Here is a 23795-nt window from a genome sequence, read left to right as displayed (position 1 = left end):
CCTGGAGTAAACGCTTATGGTGCAGGATGGCTTTTTTCGTGAGTTGAATCGAGCGGTCGATCTTCCTCAAAGGCTGCGTTATCTCGGTCAACGATTGCAGCGGCAATATGCTCAGGTCGAACGTTTTTCTATTGCACTCTATGATGAGGATAATGATGAGGTTCGAACCTATTTTGCGACCGGGGCAGAAGGTCAAGCCCTGACGCATTATTGGACACAGTTGAGCTCATCGCGCTCGCTTCGCGAGATTGCAGAGCAGCGCCAGGTTCGGATCATTAATGATCTGGATGCCCTCAGCCGTCAGCCGCAAGTCCACACCCAAAAGATTCTGGCTCAAGGCTGGCGCGCGAGTTATACCGCACCACTGGTTTGCGGCGATGTGCTAGTTGGCTTCATTTTTTTTAATTCACGCCATCGGGCGGCTTTTCGGGGGCCGGTGCTATCGCATCTGGAGCTGATCAGTCAGTTGATCGCTCAGTTGGTGTATCAGGAAATCAGTAGCGTCAAAACCCTAACGGCGGCGGTTCAGTCCGCGATGACATTATGTGCTGAGCGTGACCCTGAAACAGGGGAGCACTTGCGTCGTATGGGGTTGTACAGCCGTTTGATTGGTGCCCATCTTTCGCCTCCGTTAACTGATCGTGATCTTGAGTTATTACTGTTGTTCGCTCCTTTGCATGATGTCGGCAAGATCGCGGTACCCGATCATATTTTACTCAAGCCCGGACCGCTGACTCAGGAAGAGTTCGAGCAGATGAAAAGTCATACCAGTCGGGGCAGCGATATGCTGGATTTAATTATTGAGCAGCACGGCCTTTCTAATGTGGATGAGGTGCAGATGTTGCGCAGTATTGTGCGCCATCATCACGAGAAGCTGGATGGTTCGGGCTACCCTGATGGCCTTAAAGGGCGAGAGATTCCGTTGGCGGCGCGTATCGTGACCGTCGCCGATATTTTTGATGCTTTAACCAGTGTCCGTTGCTACAAGTCGGCTTGGTCGGTTGATGAGGCTTTTGACGAGCTTATACGGCTGAAAGATCGAGGCCAACTGGATGCACCATGTGTACAAGTATTGATCGATCAGCGTGAGTCGGTTGAGGATATTATGCGTACATGGCCTGATTTCAGATCACAACCGCATTTTGCTGGCGGTGGGCTTAAATGGGCCTAAGCCACCACTTTTGGGGCTTAGGCCGCTGTGCTCTTCTCGCCTGACGATCAGGGTGCTTGCTTTAAACGCGTGCTATTCAGACGTGTTTTATTCAAGCGTTTTTGATTTAAGCATGTTTTATTCAAGATAAGTGTAGCCTTCTAGACCTTCCTGCACCCACTGGCGATATTGAGCTTTTTGCTCGTTGCTCAGGTCGCATTCATCCAGCTGTGACTGGAGTGCTGCCAGTAAATGCTGGGGCTCAAAATTCACATAACGCAGCACCTGAGAAACGCTGTCGCCTTTAATAATATTCTCCAATACCACTTCGCCATTTTCATCCAGCACGAGGTCTACTGAGTCGGTATCCCCAAACAGGTTATGCAGATCACCGAGTATTTCCTGGTAAGCCCCGACCATGAAAAAGCCCAGTAATCGCGGTTTGGTATTGCCGTTTTCATCGGTGCGCCATTCGGGGAGTGGCAGTGTGCTCTCGACCCCCTGGCCATCCACATAATGATCGACCCGACCATCCGAGTCGCAGGTAATATCCTGGATCACGCCACGTCGGGTTGGGGCCTGGTCAAGCCCGGATAAAGGCAAAATAGGAAAGACCTGATCAATGCCCCAAACATCAGGTAAGGATTGGAACAGCGAGAAGTTGACGAATAATTTGTCGGCCAGAATTTCGTTCAGCTCATCTAGAATCTCGCGATGTACACGATTACGTGGATTTAACTGGGTACGAATCCGTGCATTGGTGCTGAGATATATCCGCTCTGATAAGGCGCGCCCTGACATATCCAACAAACCATGAATATACAGGTCTTGGGCTTCCGAGTGGGCCTGAATGGCGTCGTGATAACTTTCCACCAGCACGCGATCGTCAGTGCCTCCGGCAACTCGTTGATAAACCCGCCACAATTCGAGCAAAACGGGGAGGGCATCTTCATCGGGTGCTTCCGGTTCACTGAGATCATGCCGTTCAATATCGATCACATTGGTAATCAGCACGGCATGATGGGCTGTCAGTGCCCGGCCAGATTCACTGAGTAGATGAGGGTGAGGCAAATCATGGGTTTGACATACTTGCTGAAACGCGGCCACGACATTGTTCGCATACTCCGACATAGAGTAGTTGATGGAGCAACTACTGCGCGAACGTGTCCCTTCATAATCAACGCCTAATCCCCCTCCGACATCAACAACCTTGATATTGGCCCCGATTTTGTACAGCTCGTGATAAAAACGGCCGCACTCTTTCAAGCCGCGCTGAATATCTCGGATATTGGCGATTTGTGAGCCCAGGTGAAAGTGCAGTAACTGCAAGCAGTCTAAAGCATCGACTGCCCGTAATTGCTCAATCAGCATCAGAATCTGTGTGGCGGCCAGCCCAAACTTCGATTTTTCGCCGCCGGTATCCTGCCAATGCCCTTTACCGACTGAGGCCAAGCGTGCCCGAACACCAAGGCGAGGTTTGATTTTGAGTTTAGCCGCTTCTTCCAGCACCAGATTCAACTCAGACAGCTTTTCAATCACAATGTGGACTTTATGGCCCAGCTGCTCCCCCATTAAGGCCAGCCGAATATATTCGCGGTCCTTATAGCCATTACAGATAATCATCGACGGGTGATCAGTGGATTGTGTCAGCACCGCCAGCAATTCGGGTTTACTGCCGGCTTCAAGACCGACCCTGGCCGCTGCCCGCGCACGGCTGTCCAACAATTCTTCGACGACACGACGTTGCTGATTCACCTTGATCGGATAAATGGCCGTATAGCCCCCGCTATAGTCTTGTTGCGCCATCGCATGATCGAACGCATCACATAAGCGGTTAACCCGATTTTGTAGAATGTCAGAGAAACGCACCAAGACGGGTAACGTCATACCCTCGGTCTGCAAATGCTCGGCGAGTTTAGCCAAGTCTATTCGATGATCGGGTTGTTCCGGGTTAGGGCGTACCGCAATATTGCCGTCTGGATTAACTGCAAAATATCCATCACCCCAATGGTCAATGTTGTAAATACGGTTGGCGTCTTCAAGGGACCAGTTACTCATGGGCGGTGTCCTGCTGATCTGGGGATAGGCCGACTTAGTGGGGGTCGGTTGTGGCGTGAGTCATGTTCAGAATCTGTGGGTGTGCAACCATCGCTACACTGATTAGGTGTCGCGGCGATTATCCACTTCGTTTTGTTTTGTGAAAAGTATTTCATTACGTTCAGTGCACATGGTGCATAGGGTGATTCATTTCTAACCTTTTAGTGTGCTTCATATGATCCAAGCGTTTAGGCACTATGGTTACATCATCAGCCTTTAATTTTCGGCGGCTTCACGTTAAATGTGAGTGTTGAAAGAACAAAATAGTTGGATTTTTATGGATCGGCACTGGTTATCTAGATGGTGTAAAAAAATGGGATTGGGATTAGTACCCACGGATGTGAGGTCAAGGAATGCAAAGTAAAACCTGGATCAGGTTAGCCTGGTGTTGGACCGTGATGTTGTGGGTATCTAGCTTGTGGCCCATTGATACTACAGAAATGCCCTGGTGGTGGAGCTGGTCCATGCACATCGTGGGGTATGCGGTGCTCGCTGCTTTAATTAATTTGAGCAGTCCGCGTCAGGGGCCATCGCAAGCTTGGGCGTTGACCTTGACCTGTGGTGTTCTCATTGAACTGGCCCAAGCCTTTATTCCTCAACGTGAGGCCGCCTGGGATGATCTGGTCTCTAACATCATGGGGGCTGGGTTAGGGGTCTGGCTGACGTCGCGGCGTGTGCGTTTGGCCTTACACCTGAATCGGCGAAATCAGCGCCAAGTGAGCGCGCGTCGCGTTGACAACCCTGAAGCTGCGCATGAGTCGCCGTCTGCCAATCCATCAGAGCATCGTGATTGAGGCCGTTGAATGTTAAGGGTGTTGAATTAAGGCGAGGCGGTTAAATACAACGGGCTTTTTCATCACGGTGCTTCTAAATGATGGTGCTGTCGAATAAAGCAGAACTTTGACGTCAGAAACACTTGGCCCCAATAGCATCAAGCCCGCTTGTGGCGGGCTTGTGCGAAAGTGCTCGCTTATTGTGTTGACGCTTATTGTGTTGGCCGCTGCATAGATCGGTCCAGCGTTAGATCGACAACGTTAAATCGACAACATCAGACCGCATCGGCGTTAGTCTCGCCGGTTCGGATACGAATCACTTGTTCGAGCGGAGATACGAAAATCTTACCATCTCCGATTTTTCCGGTATTGGCGACTTTGACAATAGCGTCAATCACCTGGCTGACCATGTCATCATCAACGGCGATTTCCAGTTTGACCTTAGGCAGAAAGTCCACAACATATTCTGCGCCACGGTAAAGCTCGGTATGGCCTTTCTGTCGACCAAAGCCCTTGACCTCTGTCACGGTGATGCCTTGAACGCCAATTTCTGAGAGTGATTCTCTGACATCGTCGAGCTTGAATGGCTTGATAATGGCCGTCACCAGTTTCATCGTTGATCCTCCTTCAAAATACGGTGGGTACTCTCTTCGTACTTTTTTGAGCACTACCTTAAGTACTTTTTTGAATACTTTTTTCTTGAGTGCTTCTTTTGAGTACTTTTCTTAGCACTACTTTGAGCACTCTCTTGTATTGACCGTCATACCGCTACACCGCTTGGCCAATGTCGGGCGTACCGACGTAGTGATATGTGGGACAACTTCTACCCCCTCGGGATAGGCCAGCTTAACGGGTTTGGTCGGGAAGCAAAAGCACTGCTTTGCAGTGAAAAAAAACGCCCCTAAATGGGGCGTAATCACAACAACAACGTCGAGGTAGAGTTCAGGCATCAGGTCAGCCTCTGGGAGGTCAGAGGCTGATGAATCTGTGTTACTTCGCAGACTTAGTGAATTCTGGGTAGGCTTCCATCCCACATTCGGCCAGATCCACACCGGCATATTCTTCTTCTTCGCTGACGCGCAAGCCCATGACGGCTTTGATAATGCCCCATACCACCAGGCTGGCAACGAAGACCCAAGTAAAGATACTGACGATTCCTAATAACTGAGCCCCTAGCGTCGCGCCGTCATTGGTCAGTGGTACGGCGAGCAAGCCCCAGATGCCAACGACACCATGAACTGAGATCGCACCAACCGGATCATCAATGTGTAGCTTGTCCAGTGTGACGATGGCAACCATGACCAACAGACCGCCGACACCACCGATCAGGGTGGCCCCAAACGCTGTCGGTGTGAGGGGTTCTGCAGTGATGGCAACCAGCCCAGCGAGCGCGCCGTTCAAGGCCATAGTCAGATCAGCTTTTTTGAACCAGATACGGGCCAGGATCAACGCCGCAATCACCCCACCGGCGGCGGCAGCGTTGGTATTGACGAAGATTTGAGCCACCGCATTGGCATCGGAGATGTTAGACATCACCAGCTGAGAGCCGCCATTGAAGCCGAACCAGCCCAACCACAGCACAAAGGTTCCCAGTGTGGCCAGCGGTAGGTTAGAGCCGGGGATCGCATAAATACTGCCATCTTTGCCGTATTTGCCTTTACGTGCCCCTAGCAGTAGCACACCCGCCAATGCCGCTGCAGCCCCAGCCATATGAACAACACCGGAACCGGCAAAGTCTTGGAAGTTGGCTTCGTTCAGGAAACCGCCACCCCACTTCCAGTAACCTGATACCGGATAAATGAAGCCGGTCATCACCACGGCAAATACCAGAAAGCTCCAAAGCTTCATCCGTTCTGCCACAGCGCCCGATACGATCGACATGGCTGTTGCGACAAAGACAACCTGGAAGAAGAAGTCAGAACGCAGTGAGTAGTAAGGGGCATCATCACCACCGGCCAACACTGTATCGGCAGCGTGCTCTGTGCCAATTAAAAAGCCGAGCGAGGGTAGGACACCACCGCTTTCGCTGGAGTACATGATGTGATAACCCACCAGTAAGTACATGGTGCAGGCGATTGCGAACAAGGCAATATTTTTGGTGAGAATCTCGGTGGTATTTTTAGCTCTTACTAGACCCGCTTCGAGCATGGCAAAGCCTGCGGCCATCCACATGACCAAGGCGCCACAGACCAGAAAGTAAAAGGTGTCGAAAGCATATTTGAGCTGGGTGAGATCACCCGCTGTGCCATTCAGCAGTTCTTCCATCTCAGTTCTCCTAGGTGTTCAGCGTGAGGCTTTTATGCTGGACCGTTTTTCATTGTTGAGGCTTGCAGCCTGCTATGCTGTTAAACGGCATCCTCGCCGCGTTCCCCAGTACGAATACGGACAACTTCGTCTAAGGTGGACACAAAAATTTTGCCATCGCCGATTTTGCCGGTGTTAGCGGCCTGAATGATGGCATCGACGACGGCATCAACTTGGTCATCGCCGATGGCGACTTCTACTTTCACTTTGGGTAGGAAATCGACAACGTATTCTGCGCCGCGATAGAGCTCGGTGTGCCCTTTCTGGCGGCCGAAGCCTTTCACTTCGGTGACGGTAATCCCTTGGATGCCAATGTCTGAGAGTGCTTCTCGGACATCGTCGAGCTTGAATGGCTTGATGATAGCCGTGACCAGTTTCATTGTTGTGTCCCTCACAGCGTTGATCGGTTCGAGGAAAGGGCAAGCTGTGGCTCAGGGCGATGGTTTGCACCAGCGTGCCGCTTACCTGGAACAAAGCAGGGGTTGTGCCACAACAATAAAAGTCTTTATAAAACAATGGCTTATTTATTGTTTTGACGGATTATGAGTAAACTTAGCTTTCGCTTGAGGTCTACTTTTGGTGCGTTTTGCGCACTATCATGGCGCAATGAAGAAGGTCGTGCGCTAAACCAGCGCTCTATGACTGATCACGGCGATGTGAAGCGTCTTATTCTAGGTATGATGATCAGGACACGGTATGATGGAGGTTACCTTGCCATTGGTGCTTAGATGAGGTGTGCTGAATGATTGATCAGAATTGGATTCGCCAGAATGTCGAGCAGTTGACCGATAAGTTGGAAGCTCATGGACCCAGACTGCCTGGGCGGGATACATTACGACGTCTGTTGCAGGATAGTTTGAGTCGGCTGGACATGGTCAGTCAGGATGACTACGACCGCTTATTGGAAATTCATCAGCGCACACGGCAAAAAGTAGAGGCTTTGAGTCAACGAGTGGAAGCCTTAGAAGCGCGTTTGAACGCGAGCGATGCGGCATCAGAATCGGTGCCCGCTTCAGGTGAGCGCGAATCTGAATAAAGGTGGGCTGGTGATCTCTTGGTTTTCGACCCACCCATGATGAATGAATGACAAGACTTTTGGCCACAGGGAGGTGACCATGAGTTTAGCGATAGTCCATAGCCGAGCGCCCATCGGCTTGAGTGCGCCCGCCGTGCGTGTGGAAGTCCATTTAGCGAATGGCTTGCCCGGCATGACACTGGTTGGCCTGCCTGAAACGGCGGTTAAAGAAAGCCGCGATCGTGTCCGTAGTGCTTTGCAAAATGCCGGGTTTGAATTCCCCGCTCGCCGCATTACCGTCAATCTTTCCCCGGCGGATCTACCGAAAGAAGGGGGTCGTTATGACCTGCCGATTGCCCTGGGGATTTTGGCGGCCTCTGGGCAGATCCCCGTTGAGCCGTTGGCACAATATGAGTGCCTTGGCGAGTTAGCCTTAAATGGTGAGTTGCGTCCAGTCCGTGGCGTGCTTCCTGCGGCCCTGGCGTGTGCCAAACAACAACGTGCTTTATTGATTCCCGATACCAACAGTGCTGAAGCGGCATTGGTCGAGGGCGTTACCGTCTATGCCGTGCCCCATTTGCTGGCATTGACTGCGCATTTACAGGGCGTGACGTTGTTAACCCCTGCTGAAGGTCGGCTCGATTCGCCGTTAGCCTCAACCGCCGCGACTGATTTGCGCGACATTCGAGGGCAGGGGGCGGCCAAGCGAGCGCTTGAGGTGGCCGCAGCCGGAGGGCACAACCTGTTACTGCATGGCCCGCCAGGTACAGGCAAGACGCTGTTGGCGAGCCGCCTACCCGGTTTGCTCCCCCCGATGACACGCGATGCCGCCTTGGAGGTGGCCGCGATTCGTTCGATCCGCCAAGGGTTTGATATTCGTGATTGGGGACAGCGTCCTTTTCGAACGCCACATCACACCAGCTCAGCGGTGGCCTTGGTGGGAGGTGGCTCGCATCCGCGGCCTGGGGAAATTAGCTTGGCCCATCATGGCGTTTTATTTCTTGATGAGCTGCCGGAGTTTGAACGCAAGGTATTAGAAGTCCTGCGTGAGCCTCTGGAATCAGGTCAGATTCATATCAGCCGAGCGGCTCAAGAAGCGACATTTCCAGCTCATTTTTTATTAGTGGCGGCGATGAACCCCTGTCCGTGTGGCCATTTGGGCGATCCGCGCCAACCTTGTGTGTGCTCAGCTCAGCAGGTTCAGCGTTATCGTGCACGGCTATCAGGCCCTCTACTGGATCGTATCGATTTGCATGTGGAGGTGCCTGCATTACCGCCCGATGCGCTTTGGGCGCCGCCTGAAGGTGATGATTCTCAAACTGTCAGATCTCGTGTGGCTGCGACCCATGCGCGCCAGTATCAGCGAGCAGGTTGTTTGAATGGTGCTTTGGCGCATCCACAGTTGAGAGAGCATGCGGCGCTCAGTGATGATTTACAGCAGCTGATGTCACAAGCCATGCAACGTATGCACTTATCTGCCCGGGCGGTCCACCGCATTATTAAAGTCGCTCGAACATTGGCGGATCTAGAGGCCAGTGAGGCGATTAGCCGAGCCCATGTCTTGGAGGCCCTGAGCTATCGCGGTAGTTTTGATGCGGCAGCGGTTTAAATGGCCGCCGTATTGCAAGCGGTATCACACGATCCCCTGTATGTCGGTATGGTATGTCAGCATGGTATGTCGGCATGCGGTCATTAAGGGATGAAGTGATGGTTTCCAATGAACTCCAGTGGCGTTATTCAAGGATGATGTGATGAAAATGATCAAAGAAACTCGAGGCAGTGAAATTTTACACAGTGCACTGTTACTGGGGCAGCAAGAGGGGTTTGAGCGCCTCACCATGGCTCGACTGGCGGAGCATGCCGGCTGTGCTGTCGGCAGTGTCTACCGGGAATTTGCCAGTAAGGAAGATGTGCTGGTTGCGCTGGGGGTTCGAGTCCTACAGGCAGTGACGCCTGCGGTTGAGTCTGTCGTGGTGGGGCAGTCTTATGCCTCACATGCGGTATTACGGTATCTATTGGCGGGTCTTCATTTACGGCAGCAGCTGCCTTGGTTCAGTTATTTGCTGCAACTCATGAATGAAGAACGCGTGTGGGACAAAATCTCTAGCGAGACCCAGTCAGAATGTCGATTGTTCTGGCGCCAACATCTGACGCAAATCTCAGAAGTGATACAGCAAGCGGAAGATCAGGCGCTTGCGCCTTTGTCTGCATCGCAATTACAGCAGCTTTTACCCTCATTCTGGGCTTTATTGTCTGGGTATGAACAAAGCCGCCTGCATCCGGTATGGCACCAAGTGTTGCCGGAGTTAACCATTAGCGTCAATAACCCTTTTATGCAGAGTATGCTCAGCTTGATTAATATCCAGCCCTGGGCTCATCAAAATCCTCTGGATGCTTTCCACCTGCAAGAGCACAGCAAAGATCTCAGCGAGCATCTGACGGGGATTATTGAGTTGTTTAACACCCAGGTGTCAGACACCTGGGCGTTGATTAAGGTCGCCTAGTGGCGGGTCTGATCTTAGCGCAAGCGCTTAACGATGTTGGCGCAGCTGTCCGCTTGGTTCAGCGTGTAAAAATGCAGGCCGGGGGCACCGCCCTCGGTCAGCTGCTGACACAGTCGAGTAATGACATCCTCGCCAAAGGCACGAATGCTGTCCTGATCATCACCAAAGGCTTCGAGCTGTTTACGAATCCAGCGTGGAATTTCGGCGCCGCAGGCATCGGAAAAACGGGCCAGTTTGGTGTAGTTGGTGATCGGCATAATGCCCGGAATAATGGGAATCTCAACCCCAGCAGCCCGCACTCGATCGACAAAATAGAAGTAAGCATCCGCATTAAAAAAGTACTGCGTGATGGCACTATTGGCACCGGCGTTGGCTTTGCGAATGAAGTTGTTTAAGTCAGTTTCAAAGCTATTCGCCTGCGGGTGAGCTTCTGGATAAGCCGCCACCTCAATACTGAAATGATCGCCATGCTCGGCCCGGATAAACTCAACCAGTTCATTGGCGTAGCGCAATTCTCCTCCCATCCCCATGCCGGAAGGCAAGTCACCTCGTAAGGCGACGAGTCGGCGAATACCTTGGTCGCGGTAGTCGTTGAGTAACGCGCTTAACTCGGCTTTCGTTGCCCCCACACATGACAGGTGAGGTGCCGCATCAATACCGCTTTCCCGCAGTGTCAGCACGGTGTTGAGTGTCCCTTCCTGAGTGGACCCCCCCGCACCATAGGTGACGGAAAAGAACTCAGGCGCTAATGTGGCCAATGTATCTCTGACACCCACCAGTTTGGCGCGACCGGCATCAGTCTTGGGAGGAAAAAACTCAAAGCTAATCGGGGTGGTCTGTGTCATGGGGTATCCAGCGTTGTCATTATGATCTATGGGGTCTGATCTATTCATTCTGGCCTGTTGGCACTGATCTATTTGCCCATTGAACCCGTTTAATCGATCTGGCGCCAATGAATCTTTCCCGTGATCAGTTGAGTATTTTTCATATAAGCATTTTTTTTGATAAAACTTCAGGCTATAAAGAGCCCGCGTGGGCTGGGATTGTTTTCTTTCAACTCAACAGAAAACAGCCCCAAGAACACGTTACAATAAGGGCTTTTATTGATGCCTGAATTGATGAGGTTGCCATGACTGACGCCTATGAGCCGGATACTCCTGAAACTCGGCGTGCCCGCTTGAATCTTGAAACCGCACGGATCAGTTGGCGCGAGCTGGAAAAATTTCATGCCCGTGGGCAAGTGGTCCAAGTGGCCCCTGAAATGGATTTAGTCGAAGTCGGTGCAGCTTTAATTGAAGATGATAGTCCGCGTGTCAAAGCATGGATGACGCAAGGGCTGATGGGGTCGGTTGCCGATTCGGATGCGCACCGTTGGCACCACGAGGAGACGTTAGTGTGGTCTCTCGTGGTGGCGCCTTGGGTGCTGGTGCAGTCTCAGCGTGTTGATTCATCTGCTGCCCCATCCACTGAATCAACCGGTGATGCGGTTTAATGGCGTTGGCTTCCTGGGCTTATCAGCCCCCTGAAGATCGGCTGATACCGCTTTTTGAAGACGATGATCTTGTGGTGGTGGATAAGCCTTCGGGTCTGTTATCGACGCCGGGACGAGATCCTGCTCATCACGATAGCGTGATCGAGCGTGTGCAGTGTTATGCACCTGAGGCGCGATTGGTGCATCGGTTAGATATGGATACGTCGGGCTTGATGGTGCTGGCGCGTCATGTCGAGGCGGAGCGTCAACTCAAGCGCCTATTTGAACAGCGGCGAGTGGGCAAACGTTACTTGGCTTGTGTGGCGGGGCAGTTGTCTGAGGCGGAAGGTGTCATGAGTTGGCCCTTGGTCTGTGACTGGCCAAATCGACCGCTGCAGAAGGTGTGCTACGAGACAGGAAAACAGGCCCGAACGCGTTATCAGTGTCTGCGCCAGGAGTCGGATCACGCTTATGTGACATTATGGCCTGAAACCGGCCGGTCGCATCAGCTTCGGGTGCATCTACTGACGTTGGGGCACCCGATTTTAGGCGACCGCTTTTATGCGCCTGAGGCGATCCAGAATGCTGCTCCGCGATTGTTATTACATGCCGAGCAGTTAGCGTTAGATCACCCGCGCACAGGGCAGGCGCTTCAGTGGTGTAGCCAGCCCCCGTTCTTGCCGGATACCGAATAAGTGGCAGGTAGCAGTCTGTCTTGAATGGGGATCGGAGGGGTGTGCGGTTCTGTGCATAAGCACTCGCCCTGATGATTCACCAGGCTTAAGCGGCCTTGGGTGTCCTCAATCAGGGCCGTGCAATGCTCAACCCAATCCCCGGTATTGAGATAAAGTCCTGCTTCTGTCATGACCATATCCGCCTGATGGATATGACCGGTGACGATCCCCGCCAGCGCCTGTTGACTCGCTTCTTGTTGTTTCCCCACCTCCCGCAGGGCGGCCTGACGATAACGGTCAATATACCGTTGTGCGCCGCTCAGTCGACGTTTCACCGCGCCTGCGAGTGACCAGTAAGGCAGCCCCATAAAACGCCGAATGCCATTACAGCCCCGGTTGGCCTTGAGGAGCCCCGCATGTAACCGGTCGCCTAAGAGATGCAGCCAGTTGGGCACCTGAACATCGCCATCAAACTCGTCGCCATGGGTGATCAATAAACGGCGTCCATCAGCGGTTTGGTGGATCGAACGGCGCTCAATGTTCAAGCCCTGTAGTTGAAACCCACAAAAGCGCCTGAGCAATGCATCGTGGTTACCGGGAATAAACGTCACTCTGACGCCACGGCGGGCTAGCCGGATGACCTGCATCACCAGCGCCTGCTGGGCGCGGGGTAATACACTACGTTTGCGCATCGCCAGTAAATCAAAGACATCGCCAACCAGATACAGCTGCTCAAACTGATAGCGTTTAAGAAAGCTAGAAAGGAGGTCGGCCTGACAATCCGGTGTGCCCAGATGTACGTCAGAGATAAAAAGCGTACGGACTTGGGAAGAGGGGCGTGACTGGGAGGATATGACAGACATAAGCGATCTCCAGAGTGATGGAGGTAGCCTGTCATGGTGGCATGATGAAGAGTTGACGATGCCATGACGATTTCATGGCACCGTCTCGATACTTAAGCGGTGCGTCGGTAAATCAAATCCCAGACATCATGCCCGAGCTTTTCCCCTCGTTGCTCGAACTTGGTCAGCGGGCGAGATTCAGGGCGAGGCACATAGTCACCTTGCTCAGCGGTATTGGTGAAGCCTTCTGCCGCATCCATCACATCACGCATATGCTCGGCATAACCGCCCCAATCGGTGGCCATATGAAAACGTCCACCAATTTTGAGTGACTGGCGGATCGTTTGCACAAATGGCGGCTGCACAATGCGACGTTTATGATGTTTCTTCTTGGTCCAAGGGTCGGGGAAGAACAATTGCAACAGTTCAACCGTGCCCGCCGGAATACACTGGTTCAAAACCTCAACCGCATCGTCCTGATACACCCGCACATTGGTTAAACCGTGATCACCCACTTCCTGCAGAAGTTTACCCACACCCGGTTGATGAACCTCGATACCAATAAAGTCGTGATCCGGCATGGCCATGGCTTGGGCTAATAGTGACGCGCCCATACCAAAACCAATTTCCACGACCAAAGGGGCCTCACGACCAAATACCTGCTGCTGATCCATGGGGCCTTGCGCCAGGCTCAACCCAAACTGTGGCCAGAAGTTGTCGATACCCCGTTGCTGGGCCGCCGTCATACGCCCTTGGCGCAGCACATAGCTGCGGATACGTTTGTCGTGAATGGCGTTGTCTGCGCGTTCAAACGCTTTTTCGATGTTTTCGCTCATGAGATTATCGTGATGAGGGTTGAATCAGGCCATCCGTCGGTGAACTGGGGCTGGCGAGTGCTTTTTTCGGCATGCGACCGGCGAGATAGGCTTCGCGACCGGCTTCAACCGCCTTTTTCATCGCGCTGGCCATCCCTAATGGCTGGCGCGCATGGGCAATGGCAGTATTCATTAAGACGCCATCACAGCCCATTTCCATTGCCACAGCAGCGTCGGAGGCGGTGCCCACACCAGCATCCACCAACACCGGCACTTGCGCTTCTTCGATGATCAAGCCGATGTTATGAGGGTTCAAAATACCGAGGCCAGAGCCAATCAATGAGCCCAACGGCATAATCGCGACACAGCCCATTTGTTCCAATCGTTTGGCGGCAATGGGGTCATCATTACAATAGACCATGACCTTAAAGCCATCGTTGATCAGCTGCTCTGCGGCGATCAGCGTCTCACTCATGTTGGGATACAACGTTTTCTGATCGCCCAGCACTTCCAACTTGACCAAGTCATGCCCATCCATCAGCTCTCGCGCCAACTGGCAAGTACGCACCGCGCTTTTGGCATCAAAGCAACCGGCGGTATTGGGCAAAATGGTATAGCGTTCAGGGGAAACGGCATCTAACAGATTAGGTTCATCCGGGTTTTGTCCGATATTGGTTCGGCGTACCGCGACCGTCACAATGTCAGCACCTGATGCCTCAATGGCCGCCGCTGTCTCATTTAAATCCCGGTATTTCCCGGTGCCGACTAATAAACGGGAGTGATAATGCTGACCCGCGATCACCAATGGATCCTGCATCTGAGTCATGAGGGTTCCTGTATTGATAAGCGAAAGCGCTAAAGATAGATGGGCCACAACGAGCGCTGCCCCTATGGGGAACGATCAATAGGCTTTCATTGATGGACTAACGATTCAACGTGCATCAAACGGACAATCGATATAAGCGCTCAACCGCCGCCAATCGCATGCACAATCTCGACCTGATCTCCGGCTTCTAGCGCGGTTTCAGCATGGCGGCTGCGGGGCACAATCATCTCATTGCGCTCCACCGCGATGCGTTTTTCGGCCAAGCCCAACTGCCCCAATAACGTACTGATTGTTATCGGTGATGTGGCGGTTGTCGTGAGCGTATAAGGCTCACCATTTAACATGATCTGCATCGTGGCCTCCAGTAACCGGTGATGTGAAAGCGATGCGAGTCCGCATTGTAAAGGAAAGCGCGCCAGGATGCGTGTGTTGCGAGCACTCCCCACACCCGTGGGGATGGGCGGTGAGTTGACGATCTTGAGCAGGGGGAATAAGGTTTTCAGGCGTCTGGTGACTTGCCTCCGCGGGCAATTGGAGCCCCTATGGATTGCGATCAGACACCCCTAAGGCCGTGCTTTTGAAAAGCGCGGCTTTTTTTATTGGGGTCGTTTAAGTTTTAGGTTGCAAAACTAAATGATAAAGATTATCGTTTTAATCGTGGTTGATGACCACAGTTCAGTATCCTCTTTTAATGGGTTGTCAGGTGCCCTGAGAATGCTGTCAGTTATCTCCTCATCATCAAGCTAGTCACGGTCCTCAGGCCACCCTTTTGGGTGGCCTTTTTTTATTCCTTTTGACGATGAAACCGTCGAGCAATTGGCGATTAAGAAGACTGCTTGAGCCTCTAGGTCTGTCTGCCTATAAAAAATAATAGAAAACTATTGCGTTTAATAATGAGAACTATTATTGTTTGAATCGTGGTTGATGACCACGGTTCAGTATCCTCTTTTTCATGGGTTGTCAGGTGCCCTGAGGAATACTGGCAGTTATCTCCTCATCATCATCAAGCTAGTCACGGTCCTCAGGCCACCCTTTTAGGGTGGCCTTTTTTTGTTGTGTTTGTGGTTTTTGTTCTTTAGACACCAGGAGATGCAAAGCTGTGCTCGCGTGTTGGGTTCATTTGGGCGGGGTGTTTTGTGGTGAAATCGGGATAGCCATGGGTCGGCGATTAAGGCGAGGTAAAAAAAGCTTGCACTCATTAATGATAATGATTATTGTTAGCGAGTGGTCGATGGCCACTACTCGGTATCACACCCGTCTGGGTCGTCGGGTTTAAGGATGCCGGGCAGTCATCTCCTCATCATCAAGCTAGTCACGGTTCTCAGGCCACCCTGTCGGGTGGCCTTTTTTTATGTGTGCTTATTTTTCTTTATCTTCTTATTTCTCTCATTTCTTGTCTCTTATTTCTCTTGAGTCTCTATTTTTGATCAGGCTTGTGCATCTCGTCTGGGCTGAACTATTCGCTCTGGATTTTGGCCAGGGTGTCGGTATTGATGCGACCTTGTTGGAAGGCGGTTTCGGCGCTTTGCTGCATGCTCTGCATCCCTTGGGCGCTGCCGGTTTGAATGGCGGTGGGGATCTGGGCAATGTGCTGATCACGCACCATGTTTCGAATCGCGGGGGTGGCGATCATGATTTCATGCAGCGCACAGCGGCCCTGCCGCGTATCGGCGACTAAGCGTTGGCTGATGACGGCTCTTAACGATTCGGCCAGTAAGTTGCGGATAAGGGGTTGTTCATCACCCGGAAAAGCGTCAACCAAACGATGAATACTGCGGGCGGCAGAGGCGGTGTGCAGGGTGGCCAGCACGGCATGGCCTGTTTCGGCGGCGGTCAGTGCTAAACGAATCGTGGCTAGATCCCGCAGTTCGCCCACCATGATCACATCAGGATCTTCCCGCAGTGCCGCTTTGAGTGCTTGGCTGAAGCTGGGGGTGTGCTGATGCAGTTCTCGTTGGGAGATTAAACTGCGTATGGGGGTGTGGATAAATTCGATGGGATCTTCGATGGTGATCAGGTGGTAGGCCAGGTGTTGGTTCATGTGCTGGAGCATGGCCGCTAACGTGGTGGATTTACCGGAGCCGGTTGGGCCGGTGACTAGGGTTAATCCGTGAGGCTGTGTGGCCAGCTGGGTCAAAACGGGCGGGGCTTGTAGCGCGCTGAGTGTCGGAACTTCATCGGGAATAGGGCGAAAGGCGGCGGCTAGGCCTTGTTGCTGAAAAAAGAAGTTAGCGCGAAAGCGCTGCCCTTGGTGTGATAACGCGATATCAATATCGTATTGTTGATCCAGCGATTGAGCTTGTGCAGGGGTGAGGAGTGCCCGTAATTGGTGATCCAATTCATGGGCTGAAAGCGCTGCTGATTCGATCGGTGTGAGATGGCCATTGAGCCGATATAAGGGGGGCCGCCCTGGGCTAAGGTGTAAATCAGAGGCGGTGGTTTTTGCGCATGCGGCCAGCAGTTCGGTAATATCCATTACACTAAGTTCCTTGGCCTTGGGCCTTTGATGGGGATTCTTTTGATGTTAACGATTGCTGAGCGGTGGGCTCAGGTCCGTGCTGAGATCGCTCATGCCGCCCGAGACGCTGGGCGAAGCGAAGACGATGTCATGCTTCTGGCCGTGAGTAAACGCCACCCTGCCGAGTCGATTCGTGAGGCTTATGACGCCGGTGCTCGACATTTTGGTGAAAACTATTTACAGGAAGCACTCGACAAACAGGCACAGCTCACCGATTTACCGTTGCACTGGCATTTTATTGGGCCGTTGCAATCGAATAAGACGCGTGAAGTGGCTGAGCATTTTGAGTGGGTCCATTCTGTGGATCGCTTTAAGCTGGCCAGAAGGCTTTCAGAGCAGCGTCCCGAGCATTTGCCGCCATTGAACATTTGCTTGCAGGTGAATGTCAGTGGTGAATCGAGCAAATCAGGTGTGAGCCCGACGGAAGTGGAGCCGCTGGCTGAAGCGGTGATGGAGTTGCCTCATATTCGTTTACGTGGCCTGATGTGTATTCCGGCTCCGGAAACCGATGTTGAGCGCCAACGTCGGCCATTTGACATGTTGGCCGAACAGCTCCGGATGTTGCGTCACCAGCATCCCCAGGCAGAACTGGATACACTGTCGATGGGAATGAGTGGCGATTTGCCTGCCGCGATTGCCGCGGGTAGTACATTGGTTCGTGTTGGCACGGGGATCTTTGGCCCGAGGCCCGCCTGACCGAATACATTCAATTCATGAATAAAACGAGGAACCGATGGCGCAAATCAGCTTTATTGGTGCCGGTAATATGGCGACGGCCATTATTAAAGGTCTGCTGGCACAGGGGCAGACCCCCAGTGATATCACGGCGACAGGTGTTGATGCTGATGCTCTGAAACAGTTGTCTGATGAGACGGGGATTCAGGTTACGACGGATAACCGCGCAGCGATTGCCGGTCGAGACCTAGTAGTGATGGCAGTCAAACCCCAAGTCATGAAGGGCGTTTGTGAAGGGATCGCAGATCTGGTGCAGTCGCATCAGCCGGTGGTGATGTCGGTGGCCGCAGGATTAACCTTGGACAGTCTCGACCGTTGGCTCGGTGGGCAGACAGCATTGGTTCGGTGTATGCCGAATACGCCCGCGCTGCTGGGGGCTGGGGCCGCCGGTCTTTATGCCAATGCCGAGGTGAGTGATCAGGGTCGTCAGTATGCCGAAGCCGTGATGCAGGCGGTGGGGTTGGCGGTTTGGGTGGAGCGTGAAGATTTGCTCGATGCGGTCACTGCGGTGTCAGGCTCTGGACCGGCTTACTTTTTCCTGTTTGTGGAAGTGTTGGAGCAGGCCGGGATTCAGCAAGGTTTAGCGCCTGAAGTGGCTCGTCAGTTAGCGATGCAGACCGCATTAGGGGCGGGCCGTATGCTGACTGAAAATGATTTGGAGCCTGCCGAACTTCGACGTCGAGTCACGTCGCCGGGGGGGACTACTGAGCAAGCGGTGAATACTTTTATCGAAGGGGGGCTGGGGGATCTGGTACAAAAGGCAGCCGATGCGGCTGCTCAGCGTGCCCGTGAACTGGCGGCTTCTCTGGGCCATTAAGCCCTGGGTGAATACGAAAAACGAGGAGTATGCAGACTATGGGTACAGGCCTGGCTTCTGCCGTACAGTTGTTATTCAGCCTTTACATTTATGTGATGGTGTTGCGTCTTCTGATGCATGTGGCACGTGTGGATTTTTTTAATCCGATTACGCAAGGCATTTTGAAAGCCACTGATCCTTTAGTGCGACCCGTACAAAAGGTCATTAAACCGATGGCACGCTTTGACTTTGCCACTTTTTTAGTGGCGATCGTGTTGCAGTTGGTGGCCATTTTGATCGTGCAACAGTTGATTGGCATGCCGCTGGGCAATCCGGTGTCGTTACTGGCGTTGGTTTTGGCCAGTTTGTTCAGTATGGTGGTGAAGATTTATTTCTTCGCGCTGATTATCTCTATCATCTTGAGTTGGGTGGCGCCTCAGGCGAATCATCCCGGGGCGATTTTAGTGTTCCAGCTGACCGAGCCGTTATTGGCGCCGGTACGCCGTATTTTGCCTAGCTTAGGTGGATTAGATATTTCGCCAATATTTGTATTTTTAGGTTTGCAATTGGCTGAACAGCTGGTGACTGGCCTCCTGCTGCGTTTTGCGGGCGGCTATTCTATGGGCCTGATGGGCGGTTTCTAATACTGACCCCGGGCGGTAGTGGCCCCTGGGCGGTGCCACTACCGCCTAGTTTCCCTTCCTCCCTAATAAGACCGGGTGAAACCGGCTTTTCATTTTCGTAGCGATCGGGTGATCAGTGGCTCTTCCTCTGGAGAGCGGATCATGCCGATCGCTCGATGTCCGTCATGCTGGATCTGGAATAAGGATTTGAGTGTCAGATGAGTGAGCATGCTCCGTCGGTGCCTGCCGATGACTCTGTCGGTATTGTGAGCCCGCAGAAATTTCATTTCGATACCCCCTTGCCGCTGGCTTGTGGCCGTCAATTAAATCATTGGGATCTCATGGTCGAGACCTATGGTGAATTGAATGCTGATGCTTCGAATGCGGTACTGATTTGTCACGCGCTTTCGGGAAATCATCATGCGGCGGGCTATCATGCACCGGATGACCGTAAACCTGGCTGGTGGGACAGTTACATTGGCCCGGGTAAGCCGGTTGATACGAATCGGTTCTTTGTGGTGGCTTTGAATAACCTTGGCGGCTGCCATGGCTCGACTGGGCCGACTTCGATAGACCCTGATACCGGGCGAGTCTGGGGGCCTGATTTTCCCGTCATGACGGTCGAGGATTGGGTGGATTCACAGGCGGTGCTGGCCGATCGACTGGGGATACAGCGCTGGGCTGCGGTGGTCGGGGGGAGCTTGGGCGGTATGCAGGTCCTTGAGTGGTCTACGCGTTATCCTGAACGTTTGCTTCACGCCGTGGTGATTGCCAGTACCCCAAAATTATCGGCACAAAATATTGCCTTTAACGAGGTGGCACGCCAGGCGATTATGTCTGATCCTGAATTCCATAATGGTCATTATCTGGAGCAGGAAACGATCCCTCGTCATGGGTTGCGCTTAGCGCGGATGGTCGGCCATATCACCTATTTGTCTGAGCATTCGATGGGGCAAAAGTTTGGCCGGGATCTGCGTGCTGACAAGCTTAATTACAGCTTTGGCGTCGAGTTTCAGGTGGAATCCTATTTGCGCCATCAGGGCGATACCTTCTCTGAGCGGTTCGATGCCAATACCTATTTGTTGATGACTAAAGCATTGGATTACTTCGATCCTGCGGGAGCTTATGGGGGGGATTTGGTGAAGGCACTTGAGGTGGCCCAATGCCGTTTTAGTGTATTCAGCTTCACCACCGATTGGCGTTTTGCTCCGGCGCGTTCTGAAGAGCTGGTCAATGCTTTGGTCGCGGCGGGCAAACGTGTGAGTTATGCCTGTATTGATTCTCCCCATGGTCATGATGCGTTTCTGATACCGAATGAGCGCTATCAGGCGGTATTCACCGCTACTATGGATTTGATCTGGCAACAGCAGGCAGGAGCAGCATCATGCGCGCAGATTTAGACATCATTAATAATTGGGTTGCCCAAGGCAGCCGAGTGTTGGATCTGGCCTGCGGGGATGGCGAGTTGCTGGCGCATCTAGAGCAGCGAGGCGTTGCGGGCTATGGTTTGGAGATTGATCCGAATAACATTACGGCCTGTATCCGCCGAGGGGTCGATGTTCTGGAGCAAAACCTTGATGAAGGCTTGGATAACTTTGATGAACAAAGTTACGACACCGTCATCATGACGCAGGCATTACAAGTATTGCGCCGACCGGATCTCACCTTGGATGAAATGTTGCGAGTGGGGCGAGAAGCGATTATCACCTTTCCAAATTTTGCCTATTGGCGTTGCCGCGCACATTTAGCGCTGAAAGGGCGTATGCCGGTTTCAAAGACGCTGCCGCACCATTGGTATGATACGCCGAATATCCACTTATCAACCTTTGCTGATTTTGAGCGCCTGTGTGATGCCAAGCAGATTCGCATCCGTGATCGTGCGGTGGGGAACAGCCAATATGAAGCGCACTGGGTGAGTCATTTATGGCCTAACCTATTCGGGGAAGTGGCGATTTATCGTGTGTGCCGTTAAAACGCGCGTGTTGTGAAAGCATGTCTGTCGTTAAAAACATGTATGTCGTTAAAAACAGGAGGTGTGACATGCGGTTGGGACTTGCAGCGATTGGATTATGGTTGATCAGTGTATGGGCCATGCCCGCTTATGCGGAGCGTTATGAGACCTATGGGGATTACCAGATTCACTATAACGCCGTGACCACGAGCTTTCTCCAGCCGGAAGTGGCCCAAGCCTATAATATTGTGCGCAGCCGCTATCAGGCATTGGTCAATATTGCGGTATTGAAAGTGAATGCGGATGGCAGCACGACGCCGGTGAATGCCGTTGTGACGGGCGAGGCCGGGAACTTGGCCGAGCAATCGCGTACGCTGAGTTTTCGTACGATTCGAGAACAAGAGGCGATCTATTCGATTGCCACTTTTCGTTTCACTGAAGATGAGCCCACTCGTTTTCGCTTGCAGGTGCGAGCGGACCCTAACCAACCCCCTTATGAACTGACCTTTATCGATCGTTTTTATGCCGATTAGTTTGATCAGTCTGTCTGGCCACGATCGTGAATATAAAAGATTTAATCATGGAGACGGGTATGACCCCTTTAGTGCTAGCCAGTGGTAACGCAGGCAAGCTACGTGAATTTGCAGATCTGCTGGCGCCGATGGGTTGGCAGGTGCATCCACAGTCTGAGTTTGCCGTTCCTGAAGCCGAGGAAACGGGCTTAACCTTTGTGGAAAATGCGCTGATTAAAGCGCGCAATGCAGCCCGCCATACGGGATCACCGGCGTTAGCGGATGATTCGGGCATTGAGGTCGATGCATTAAAAGGGGCGCCTGGTGTCTTCTCTGCTCGCTATGCGGGGCCACACGCAACAGATGAGGAGAATAACGCTCAATTGCTGAGGGCATTGGCGGAAGTGCCTGAGGCCCAACGTAGCGCACGCTATTGGTGTGTGTTGACGTTCTTGCGCCATGCTGATGATCCAACGCCCGTGATTGTGCAAGCCAGTTGGGAGGGGCGCGTGCTGATGGCTCCGGAAGGTGAGGGTGGCTTTGGTTATGACCCTTTATTTTGGGTGCCTGAGCGGCAGATGAGTGCGGCCGCCTTGGATAAGGCCGAAAAAAATAAAATCTCTCATCGAGGGCGTGCCAGTGCGCTGTTGTTGGCGGAACTGAAGACACGCTTTAGCTGATGATCACCTTGCCTCCTTTATCGCTCTATATCCATGTGCCCTGGTGTGTGCGTAAGTGCCCCTATTGCGACTTTAATTCACACGGTGTCGGCGCTCAGGCTGAGTTGCCCGAACAGCAGTATGTGCAAGCGCTGCTGGCCGATCTCGATCATGACTTGCCTTGGGTGCAAGGGCGAGCGCTGAGCAGTATTTTTATTGGTGGGGGCACCCCCAGTTTATTGTCTCCCCAAGCTTATGAAGCCCTCTTCGCAGGGTTGCACGAGCGTTTAACGCTGGCGGAAGATTGTGAAGTCACGCTAGAAGCGAACCCCGGAACGGTTGAGCAACAGCGTTTTGAGGGCTATCGGCAAGCTGGGATCAACCGGTTATCCATTGGCATCCAGAGCTTTCAACCGGGCTTTCTTAAAACACTGGGTCGTATACATAGTGGCGATGAGGCAACCCGTGCGGTTGAGGCTGCACGTCACGCCGGTTTTACGAATTTCAATATTGATTTAATGCATGGGTTACCGGGCCAGTCGGTGGCTCAGGCGTTGGATGATTTACAGCAAGCCTTGGCATTAGCGCCGACTCATCTGAGCTGGTATCAGCTGACACTAGAGCCGAATACCGAGTTCTATAGCCGCCCACCGGTATTGCCGGAAGATGATGCTTTAGCGGATATTCAGGATGCGGGCCTGGCGTGCTTAGCGCAGGCAGGGTTTGAGCACTATGAAGTGTCTGCCCATGCGCTACCGGGACGGCAAGCGCGTCATAACCTCAACTATTGGCAGTTTGGTGATTATTTGGGGATTGGTGCCGGTGCCCACGGTAAGTTATCCACACCCCCTCATGCCGCATCCGATCGGTTCAAGGTCATCCGACGGTGGAAAACGCGCCAACCTGCGGCGTATTTATCTCGGCTGATTGAAGGGCGTGACTTTGTCGCCGGGGAGAATACGCTATCCGACACTGACCTGCCTTTTGAGTTTATGCTCAATGCATTGCGTTTAAAGCAGGGCGTGCCAGCATCACTTTACCCGATGACGACGGGGTTGAATTTGTCGGCCATTGAGCCACAGTTGAGTACGCTTAGGGCGCGGGGATTGCTTGAGGCTTCTGAGCGTCAGTTGGTGACGACACCTTTCGGGTTTGATTGGCTCAATGAAGTGTTGTTAGCGTTTTCACCCGATGATGAATAACGGGTGTGGATGGTTCGAGGATGGTGGGCCTCGAATAGCGGGGTGTGTATAAGTTGGGATATACCGGCAGGGTGTGAATAGATTAAGCGCTCAGCTTGAATATCAGGGATGTGGATAAACTTTTCTCACAGGATCAAATTTTTTGTCCAATAGATTATCCACAATTAAGGCTTCATTGATGTGAGTGAATGTATACCTGAAACTTCATGTGTTTCAATGGATTACTCTTATAGTGTAATTATTCACAGGGGCCTTATAAAATGATTATCCACAGCGTTGCTCCGCCTTCTGAATGTGTTGTGGATAAACCTGTGGATCTATGTGAATA

Annotated in this window: 25 protein-coding genes; 15 read left to right on the top strand and 10 right to left on the bottom strand. The window is 52.5% G+C overall.

The window, feature by feature from the left end; all coding sequences use genetic code 11:
- Positions 1-16 precede the first annotated feature (16 nt).
- On the top strand, positions 17-1171 hold the full coding sequence (locus tag BFW38_RS15480) for an HD domain-containing phosphohydrolase (protein WP_068999706.1): 1155 nt from the start codon (positions 17-19) through the stop codon (positions 1169-1171).
- 117 nt (positions 1172-1288) lie between these two features.
- On the opposite strand, the gene speA is transcribed toward BFW38_RS15480, so the two are convergent.
- Positions 1289-3208 (bottom strand): biosynthetic arginine decarboxylase, encoded by a 1920-nt coding sequence (speA, locus tag BFW38_RS15475; RefSeq protein ID WP_068999705.1) that lies wholly within the window; start codon positions 3206-3208, stop codon positions 1289-1291.
- Positions 3209-3600: 392 nt separating this feature from the next.
- Here speA and BFW38_RS15470 point away from each other — a divergent pair, with 392 nt between their 5' ends.
- The gene (locus tag BFW38_RS15470; RefSeq protein ID WP_084004703.1) at positions 3601-4041 is read left to right on the top strand and encodes a VanZ family protein; all 441 of its coding nucleotides are present in this window, start codon (positions 3601-3603) and stop codon (positions 4039-4041) included.
- Positions 4042-4295: 254 nt separating this feature from the next.
- On the opposite strand, the gene glnK (BFW38_RS15465) is transcribed toward BFW38_RS15470, so the two are convergent.
- From glnK (BFW38_RS15465) to glnK (BFW38_RS15455), 3 genes are all read right to left on the bottom strand, one after another.
- Positions 4296-4634, bottom strand: coding sequence for a P-II family nitrogen regulator (gene glnK / locus BFW38_RS15465; RefSeq protein WP_068999703.1), 339 nt, complete (start codon positions 4632-4634; stop codon positions 4296-4298).
- A 376-nt stretch (positions 4635-5010) separates the two neighbouring features.
- The gene (locus tag BFW38_RS15460; RefSeq protein WP_068999702.1) at positions 5011-6285 is read right to left on the bottom strand and encodes an ammonium transporter; all 1275 of its coding nucleotides are present in this window, start codon (positions 6283-6285) and stop codon (positions 5011-5013) included.
- 80 nt (positions 6286-6365) lie between these two features.
- Positions 6366-6704 (bottom strand): P-II family nitrogen regulator, encoded by a 339-nt coding sequence (glnK, locus tag BFW38_RS15455; protein ID WP_068999701.1) that lies wholly within the window; start codon positions 6702-6704, stop codon positions 6366-6368.
- A 362-nt stretch (positions 6705-7066) separates the two neighbouring features.
- Here glnK (BFW38_RS15455) and BFW38_RS15450 point away from each other — a divergent pair, with 362 nt between their 5' ends.
- The 3 genes from BFW38_RS15450 (at position 7067) to BFW38_RS15440 (ending at position 9843) form a co-directional block, all read left to right on the top strand.
- Complete coding sequence (locus BFW38_RS15450; protein ID WP_068999700.1) at positions 7067-7360, top strand: accessory factor UbiK family protein; 294 nt, start codon at positions 7067-7069, stop codon at positions 7358-7360.
- 79 nt (positions 7361-7439) lie between these two features.
- On the top strand, positions 7440-8948 hold the full coding sequence (locus tag BFW38_RS15445) for a YifB family Mg chelatase-like AAA ATPase (RefSeq protein WP_068999699.1): 1509 nt from the start codon (positions 7440-7442) through the stop codon (positions 8946-8948).
- 142 nt (positions 8949-9090) lie between these two features.
- Positions 9091-9843: a TetR/AcrR family transcriptional regulator gene (locus tag BFW38_RS15440; protein WP_068999698.1), complete on the top strand. Its 753-nt coding sequence runs from the start codon at positions 9091-9093 to the stop codon at positions 9841-9843.
- A gap of 14 nt (positions 9844-9857) precedes the next feature.
- Here the strand turns inward: BFW38_RS15440 and metF are convergent, their stop codons facing one another.
- Entirely contained in the window at positions 9858-10688 is an 831-nt protein-coding gene (metF, locus tag BFW38_RS15435; protein WP_068999697.1) for a methylenetetrahydrofolate reductase [NAD(P)H], read from the bottom strand.
- Positions 10689-10972: 284 nt separating this feature from the next.
- Here metF and BFW38_RS15430 point away from each other — a divergent pair, with 284 nt between their 5' ends.
- Together BFW38_RS15430 and BFW38_RS15425 are read left to right on the top strand one after the other, a co-directional pair.
- On the top strand, positions 10973-11335 hold the full coding sequence (locus BFW38_RS15430) for a DUF2288 domain-containing protein (RefSeq protein WP_068999696.1): 363 nt from the start codon (positions 10973-10975) through the stop codon (positions 11333-11335).
- Complete coding sequence (locus BFW38_RS15425) at positions 11335-12009, top strand: RluA family pseudouridine synthase (protein WP_068999695.1); 675 nt, start codon at positions 11335-11337, stop codon at positions 12007-12009. The genes BFW38_RS15430 and BFW38_RS15425 overlap by 1 nt, the downstream gene beginning before the upstream one ends.
- Here BFW38_RS15425 and BFW38_RS15420 read toward each other — a convergent pair.
- The 5 genes from BFW38_RS15420 to BFW38_RS15400 all read right to left on the bottom strand — a co-directional run bounded on the left by BFW38_RS15420 (position 11967) and on the right by BFW38_RS15400 (position 16947).
- Positions 11967-12851 (bottom strand): UDP-2,3-diacylglucosamine diphosphatase, encoded by an 885-nt coding sequence (locus BFW38_RS15420; protein WP_068999694.1) that lies wholly within the window; start codon positions 12849-12851, stop codon positions 11967-11969. The genes BFW38_RS15425 and BFW38_RS15420 overlap by 43 nt on opposite strands.
- Positions 12852-12943: 92 nt before the next feature.
- Positions 12944-13666: a tRNA (guanosine(46)-N7)-methyltransferase TrmB gene (gene trmB / locus BFW38_RS15415; RefSeq protein WP_068999693.1), complete on the bottom strand. Its 723-nt coding sequence runs from the start codon at positions 13664-13666 to the stop codon at positions 12944-12946.
- A 4-nt stretch (positions 13667-13670) separates the two neighbouring features.
- Entirely contained in the window at positions 13671-14462 is a 792-nt protein-coding gene (locus tag BFW38_RS15410; RefSeq protein WP_069000536.1) for a thiazole synthase, read from the bottom strand.
- Positions 14463-14611: 149 nt separating this feature from the next.
- The gene (gene thiS, locus BFW38_RS15405; RefSeq protein ID WP_068999692.1) at positions 14612-14824 is read right to left on the bottom strand and encodes a sulfur carrier protein ThiS; all 213 of its coding nucleotides are present in this window, start codon (positions 14822-14824) and stop codon (positions 14612-14614) included.
- 1103 nt (positions 14825-15927) lie between these two features.
- Positions 15928-16947 (bottom strand): type IV pilus twitching motility protein PilT, encoded by a 1020-nt coding sequence (locus tag BFW38_RS15400; RefSeq protein WP_068999691.1) that lies wholly within the window; start codon positions 16945-16947, stop codon positions 15928-15930.
- 45 nt (positions 16948-16992) lie between these two features.
- Between BFW38_RS15400 and BFW38_RS15395 the strand changes: the two genes are divergently transcribed.
- The 8 genes from BFW38_RS15395 to hemW all read left to right on the top strand — a co-directional run bounded on the left by BFW38_RS15395 (position 16993) and on the right by hemW (position 23467).
- Entirely contained in the window at positions 16993-17685 is a 693-nt protein-coding gene (locus BFW38_RS15395) for a YggS family pyridoxal phosphate-dependent enzyme (RefSeq protein ID WP_069000535.1), read from the top strand.
- Positions 17686-17722: 37 nt separating this feature from the next.
- Positions 17723-18541: a pyrroline-5-carboxylate reductase gene (proC, locus tag BFW38_RS15390; RefSeq protein WP_068999690.1), complete on the top strand. Its 819-nt coding sequence runs from the start codon at positions 17723-17725 to the stop codon at positions 18539-18541.
- A gap of 38 nt (positions 18542-18579) precedes the next feature.
- Positions 18580-19164 carry a YggT family protein gene (locus tag BFW38_RS15385; RefSeq protein ID WP_068999689.1) on the top strand — a complete coding sequence of 195 codons (585 nt, stop codon included), beginning with the start codon at positions 18580-18582 and terminating at the stop codon, positions 19162-19164.
- 197 nt (positions 19165-19361) lie between these two features.
- A complete protein-coding gene (metX, locus tag BFW38_RS15380; protein ID WP_068999688.1) occupies positions 19362-20543 on the top strand; it encodes a homoserine O-succinyltransferase MetX in 1182 nt (393 codons plus the stop codon).
- The gene (metW, locus tag BFW38_RS15375) at positions 20528-21115 is read left to right on the top strand and encodes a methionine biosynthesis protein MetW (protein ID WP_068999687.1); all 588 of its coding nucleotides are present in this window, start codon (positions 20528-20530) and stop codon (positions 21113-21115) included. The genes metX and metW overlap by 16 nt, the downstream gene beginning before the upstream one ends.
- 68 nt (positions 21116-21183) lie before the next feature.
- Positions 21184-21627 (top strand): DUF4426 domain-containing protein, encoded by a 444-nt coding sequence (locus tag BFW38_RS15370; RefSeq protein WP_068999686.1) that lies wholly within the window; start codon positions 21184-21186, stop codon positions 21625-21627.
- A gap of 59 nt (positions 21628-21686) precedes the next feature.
- On the top strand, positions 21687-22286 hold the full coding sequence (gene rdgB / locus BFW38_RS15365) for an RdgB/HAM1 family non-canonical purine NTP pyrophosphatase (RefSeq protein ID WP_068999685.1): 600 nt from the start codon (positions 21687-21689) through the stop codon (positions 22284-22286).
- A complete protein-coding gene (gene hemW, locus BFW38_RS15360; RefSeq protein ID WP_068999684.1) occupies positions 22283-23467 on the top strand; it encodes a radical SAM family heme chaperone HemW in 1185 nt (394 codons plus the stop codon). The genes rdgB and hemW overlap by 4 nt, the downstream gene beginning before the upstream one ends.
- Positions 23468-23795 lie beyond the last annotated feature (328 nt).

Source organism: Terasakiispira papahanaumokuakeensis, from assembly GCF_001709345.1.
Taxonomy (GTDB): domain Bacteria; phylum Pseudomonadota; class Gammaproteobacteria; order Pseudomonadales; family Halomonadaceae; genus Terasakiispira; species Terasakiispira papahanaumokuakeensis.
Note: the sequence above shows the minus strand (reverse complement) of the source record. Positions and strands in the feature narration are given on the sequence as shown.

Excerpts from the sequence above, each read along its gene's own strand:
- BFW38_RS15370 (WP_068999686.1), top strand. The coding sequence starts at position 21,184 with ATGCGGTTGGGACTTGCAGCGATTGGATTATGGTTGATCAGTGTATGG.
- rdgB (WP_068999685.1), top strand. The coding sequence starts at position 21,687 with ATGACCCCTTTAGTGCTAGCCAGTGGTAACGCAGGCAAGCTACGTGAA.
- BFW38_RS15425 (WP_068999695.1), top strand. The coding sequence starts at position 11,335 with ATGGCGTTGGCTTCCTGGGCTTATCAGCCCCCTGAAGATCGGCTGATA.
- metW (WP_068999687.1), top strand. The coding sequence starts at position 20,528 with ATGCGCGCAGATTTAGACATCATTAATAATTGGGTTGCCCAAGGCAGC.
- metF (WP_068999697.1), bottom strand. The coding sequence starts at position 10,688 with ATGACACAGACCACCCCGATTAGCTTTGAGTTTTTTCCTCCCAAGACT.
- glnK (WP_068999703.1), bottom strand. The coding sequence starts at position 4,634 with ATGAAACTGGTGACGGCCATTATCAAGCCATTCAAGCTCGACGATGTC.
- glnK (WP_068999701.1), bottom strand. The coding sequence starts at position 6,704 with ATGAAACTGGTCACGGCTATCATCAAGCCATTCAAGCTCGACGATGTC.
- BFW38_RS15460 (WP_068999702.1), bottom strand. The coding sequence starts at position 6,285 with ATGGAAGAACTGCTGAATGGCACAGCGGGTGATCTCACCCAGCTCAAA.
- BFW38_RS15395 (WP_069000535.1), top strand. The coding sequence starts at position 16,993 with ATGTTAACGATTGCTGAGCGGTGGGCTCAGGTCCGTGCTGAGATCGCT.
- speA (WP_068999705.1), bottom strand. The coding sequence starts at position 3,208 with ATGAGTAACTGGTCCCTTGAAGACGCCAACCGTATTTACAACATTGAC.
- proC (WP_068999690.1), top strand. The coding sequence starts at position 17,723 with ATGGCGCAAATCAGCTTTATTGGTGCCGGTAATATGGCGACGGCCATT.
- BFW38_RS15470 (WP_084004703.1), top strand. The coding sequence starts at position 3,601 with ATGCAAAGTAAAACCTGGATCAGGTTAGCCTGGTGTTGGACCGTGATG.
- BFW38_RS15410 (WP_069000536.1), bottom strand. The coding sequence starts at position 14,462 with ATGCAGGATCCATTGGTGATCGCGGGTCAGCATTATCACTCCCGTTTA.
- BFW38_RS15385 (WP_068999689.1), top strand. The coding sequence starts at position 18,580 with ATGGGTACAGGCCTGGCTTCTGCCGTACAGTTGTTATTCAGCCTTTAC.
- BFW38_RS15480 (WP_068999706.1), top strand. The coding sequence starts at position 17 with ATGGTGCAGGATGGCTTTTTTCGTGAGTTGAATCGAGCGGTCGATCTT.
- metX (WP_068999688.1), top strand. The coding sequence starts at position 19,362 with ATGAGTGAGCATGCTCCGTCGGTGCCTGCCGATGACTCTGTCGGTATT.
- BFW38_RS15450 (WP_068999700.1), top strand. The coding sequence starts at position 7,067 with ATGATTGATCAGAATTGGATTCGCCAGAATGTCGAGCAGTTGACCGAT.
- BFW38_RS15445 (WP_068999699.1), top strand. The coding sequence starts at position 7,440 with ATGAGTTTAGCGATAGTCCATAGCCGAGCGCCCATCGGCTTGAGTGCG.
- trmB (WP_068999693.1), bottom strand. The coding sequence starts at position 13,666 with ATGAGCGAAAACATCGAAAAAGCGTTTGAACGCGCAGACAACGCCATT.
- BFW38_RS15440 (WP_068999698.1), top strand. The coding sequence starts at position 9,091 with ATGAAAATGATCAAAGAAACTCGAGGCAGTGAAATTTTACACAGTGCA.
- thiS (WP_068999692.1), bottom strand. The coding sequence starts at position 14,824 with ATGCAGATCATGTTAAATGGTGAGCCTTATACGCTCACGACAACCGCC.
- BFW38_RS15400 (WP_068999691.1), bottom strand. The coding sequence starts at position 16,947 with ATGGATATTACCGAACTGCTGGCCGCATGCGCAAAAACCACCGCCTCT.
- BFW38_RS15430 (WP_068999696.1), top strand. The coding sequence starts at position 10,973 with ATGACTGACGCCTATGAGCCGGATACTCCTGAAACTCGGCGTGCCCGC.
- BFW38_RS15420 (WP_068999694.1), bottom strand. The coding sequence starts at position 12,851 with ATGTCTGTCATATCCTCCCAGTCACGCCCCTCTTCCCAAGTCCGTACG.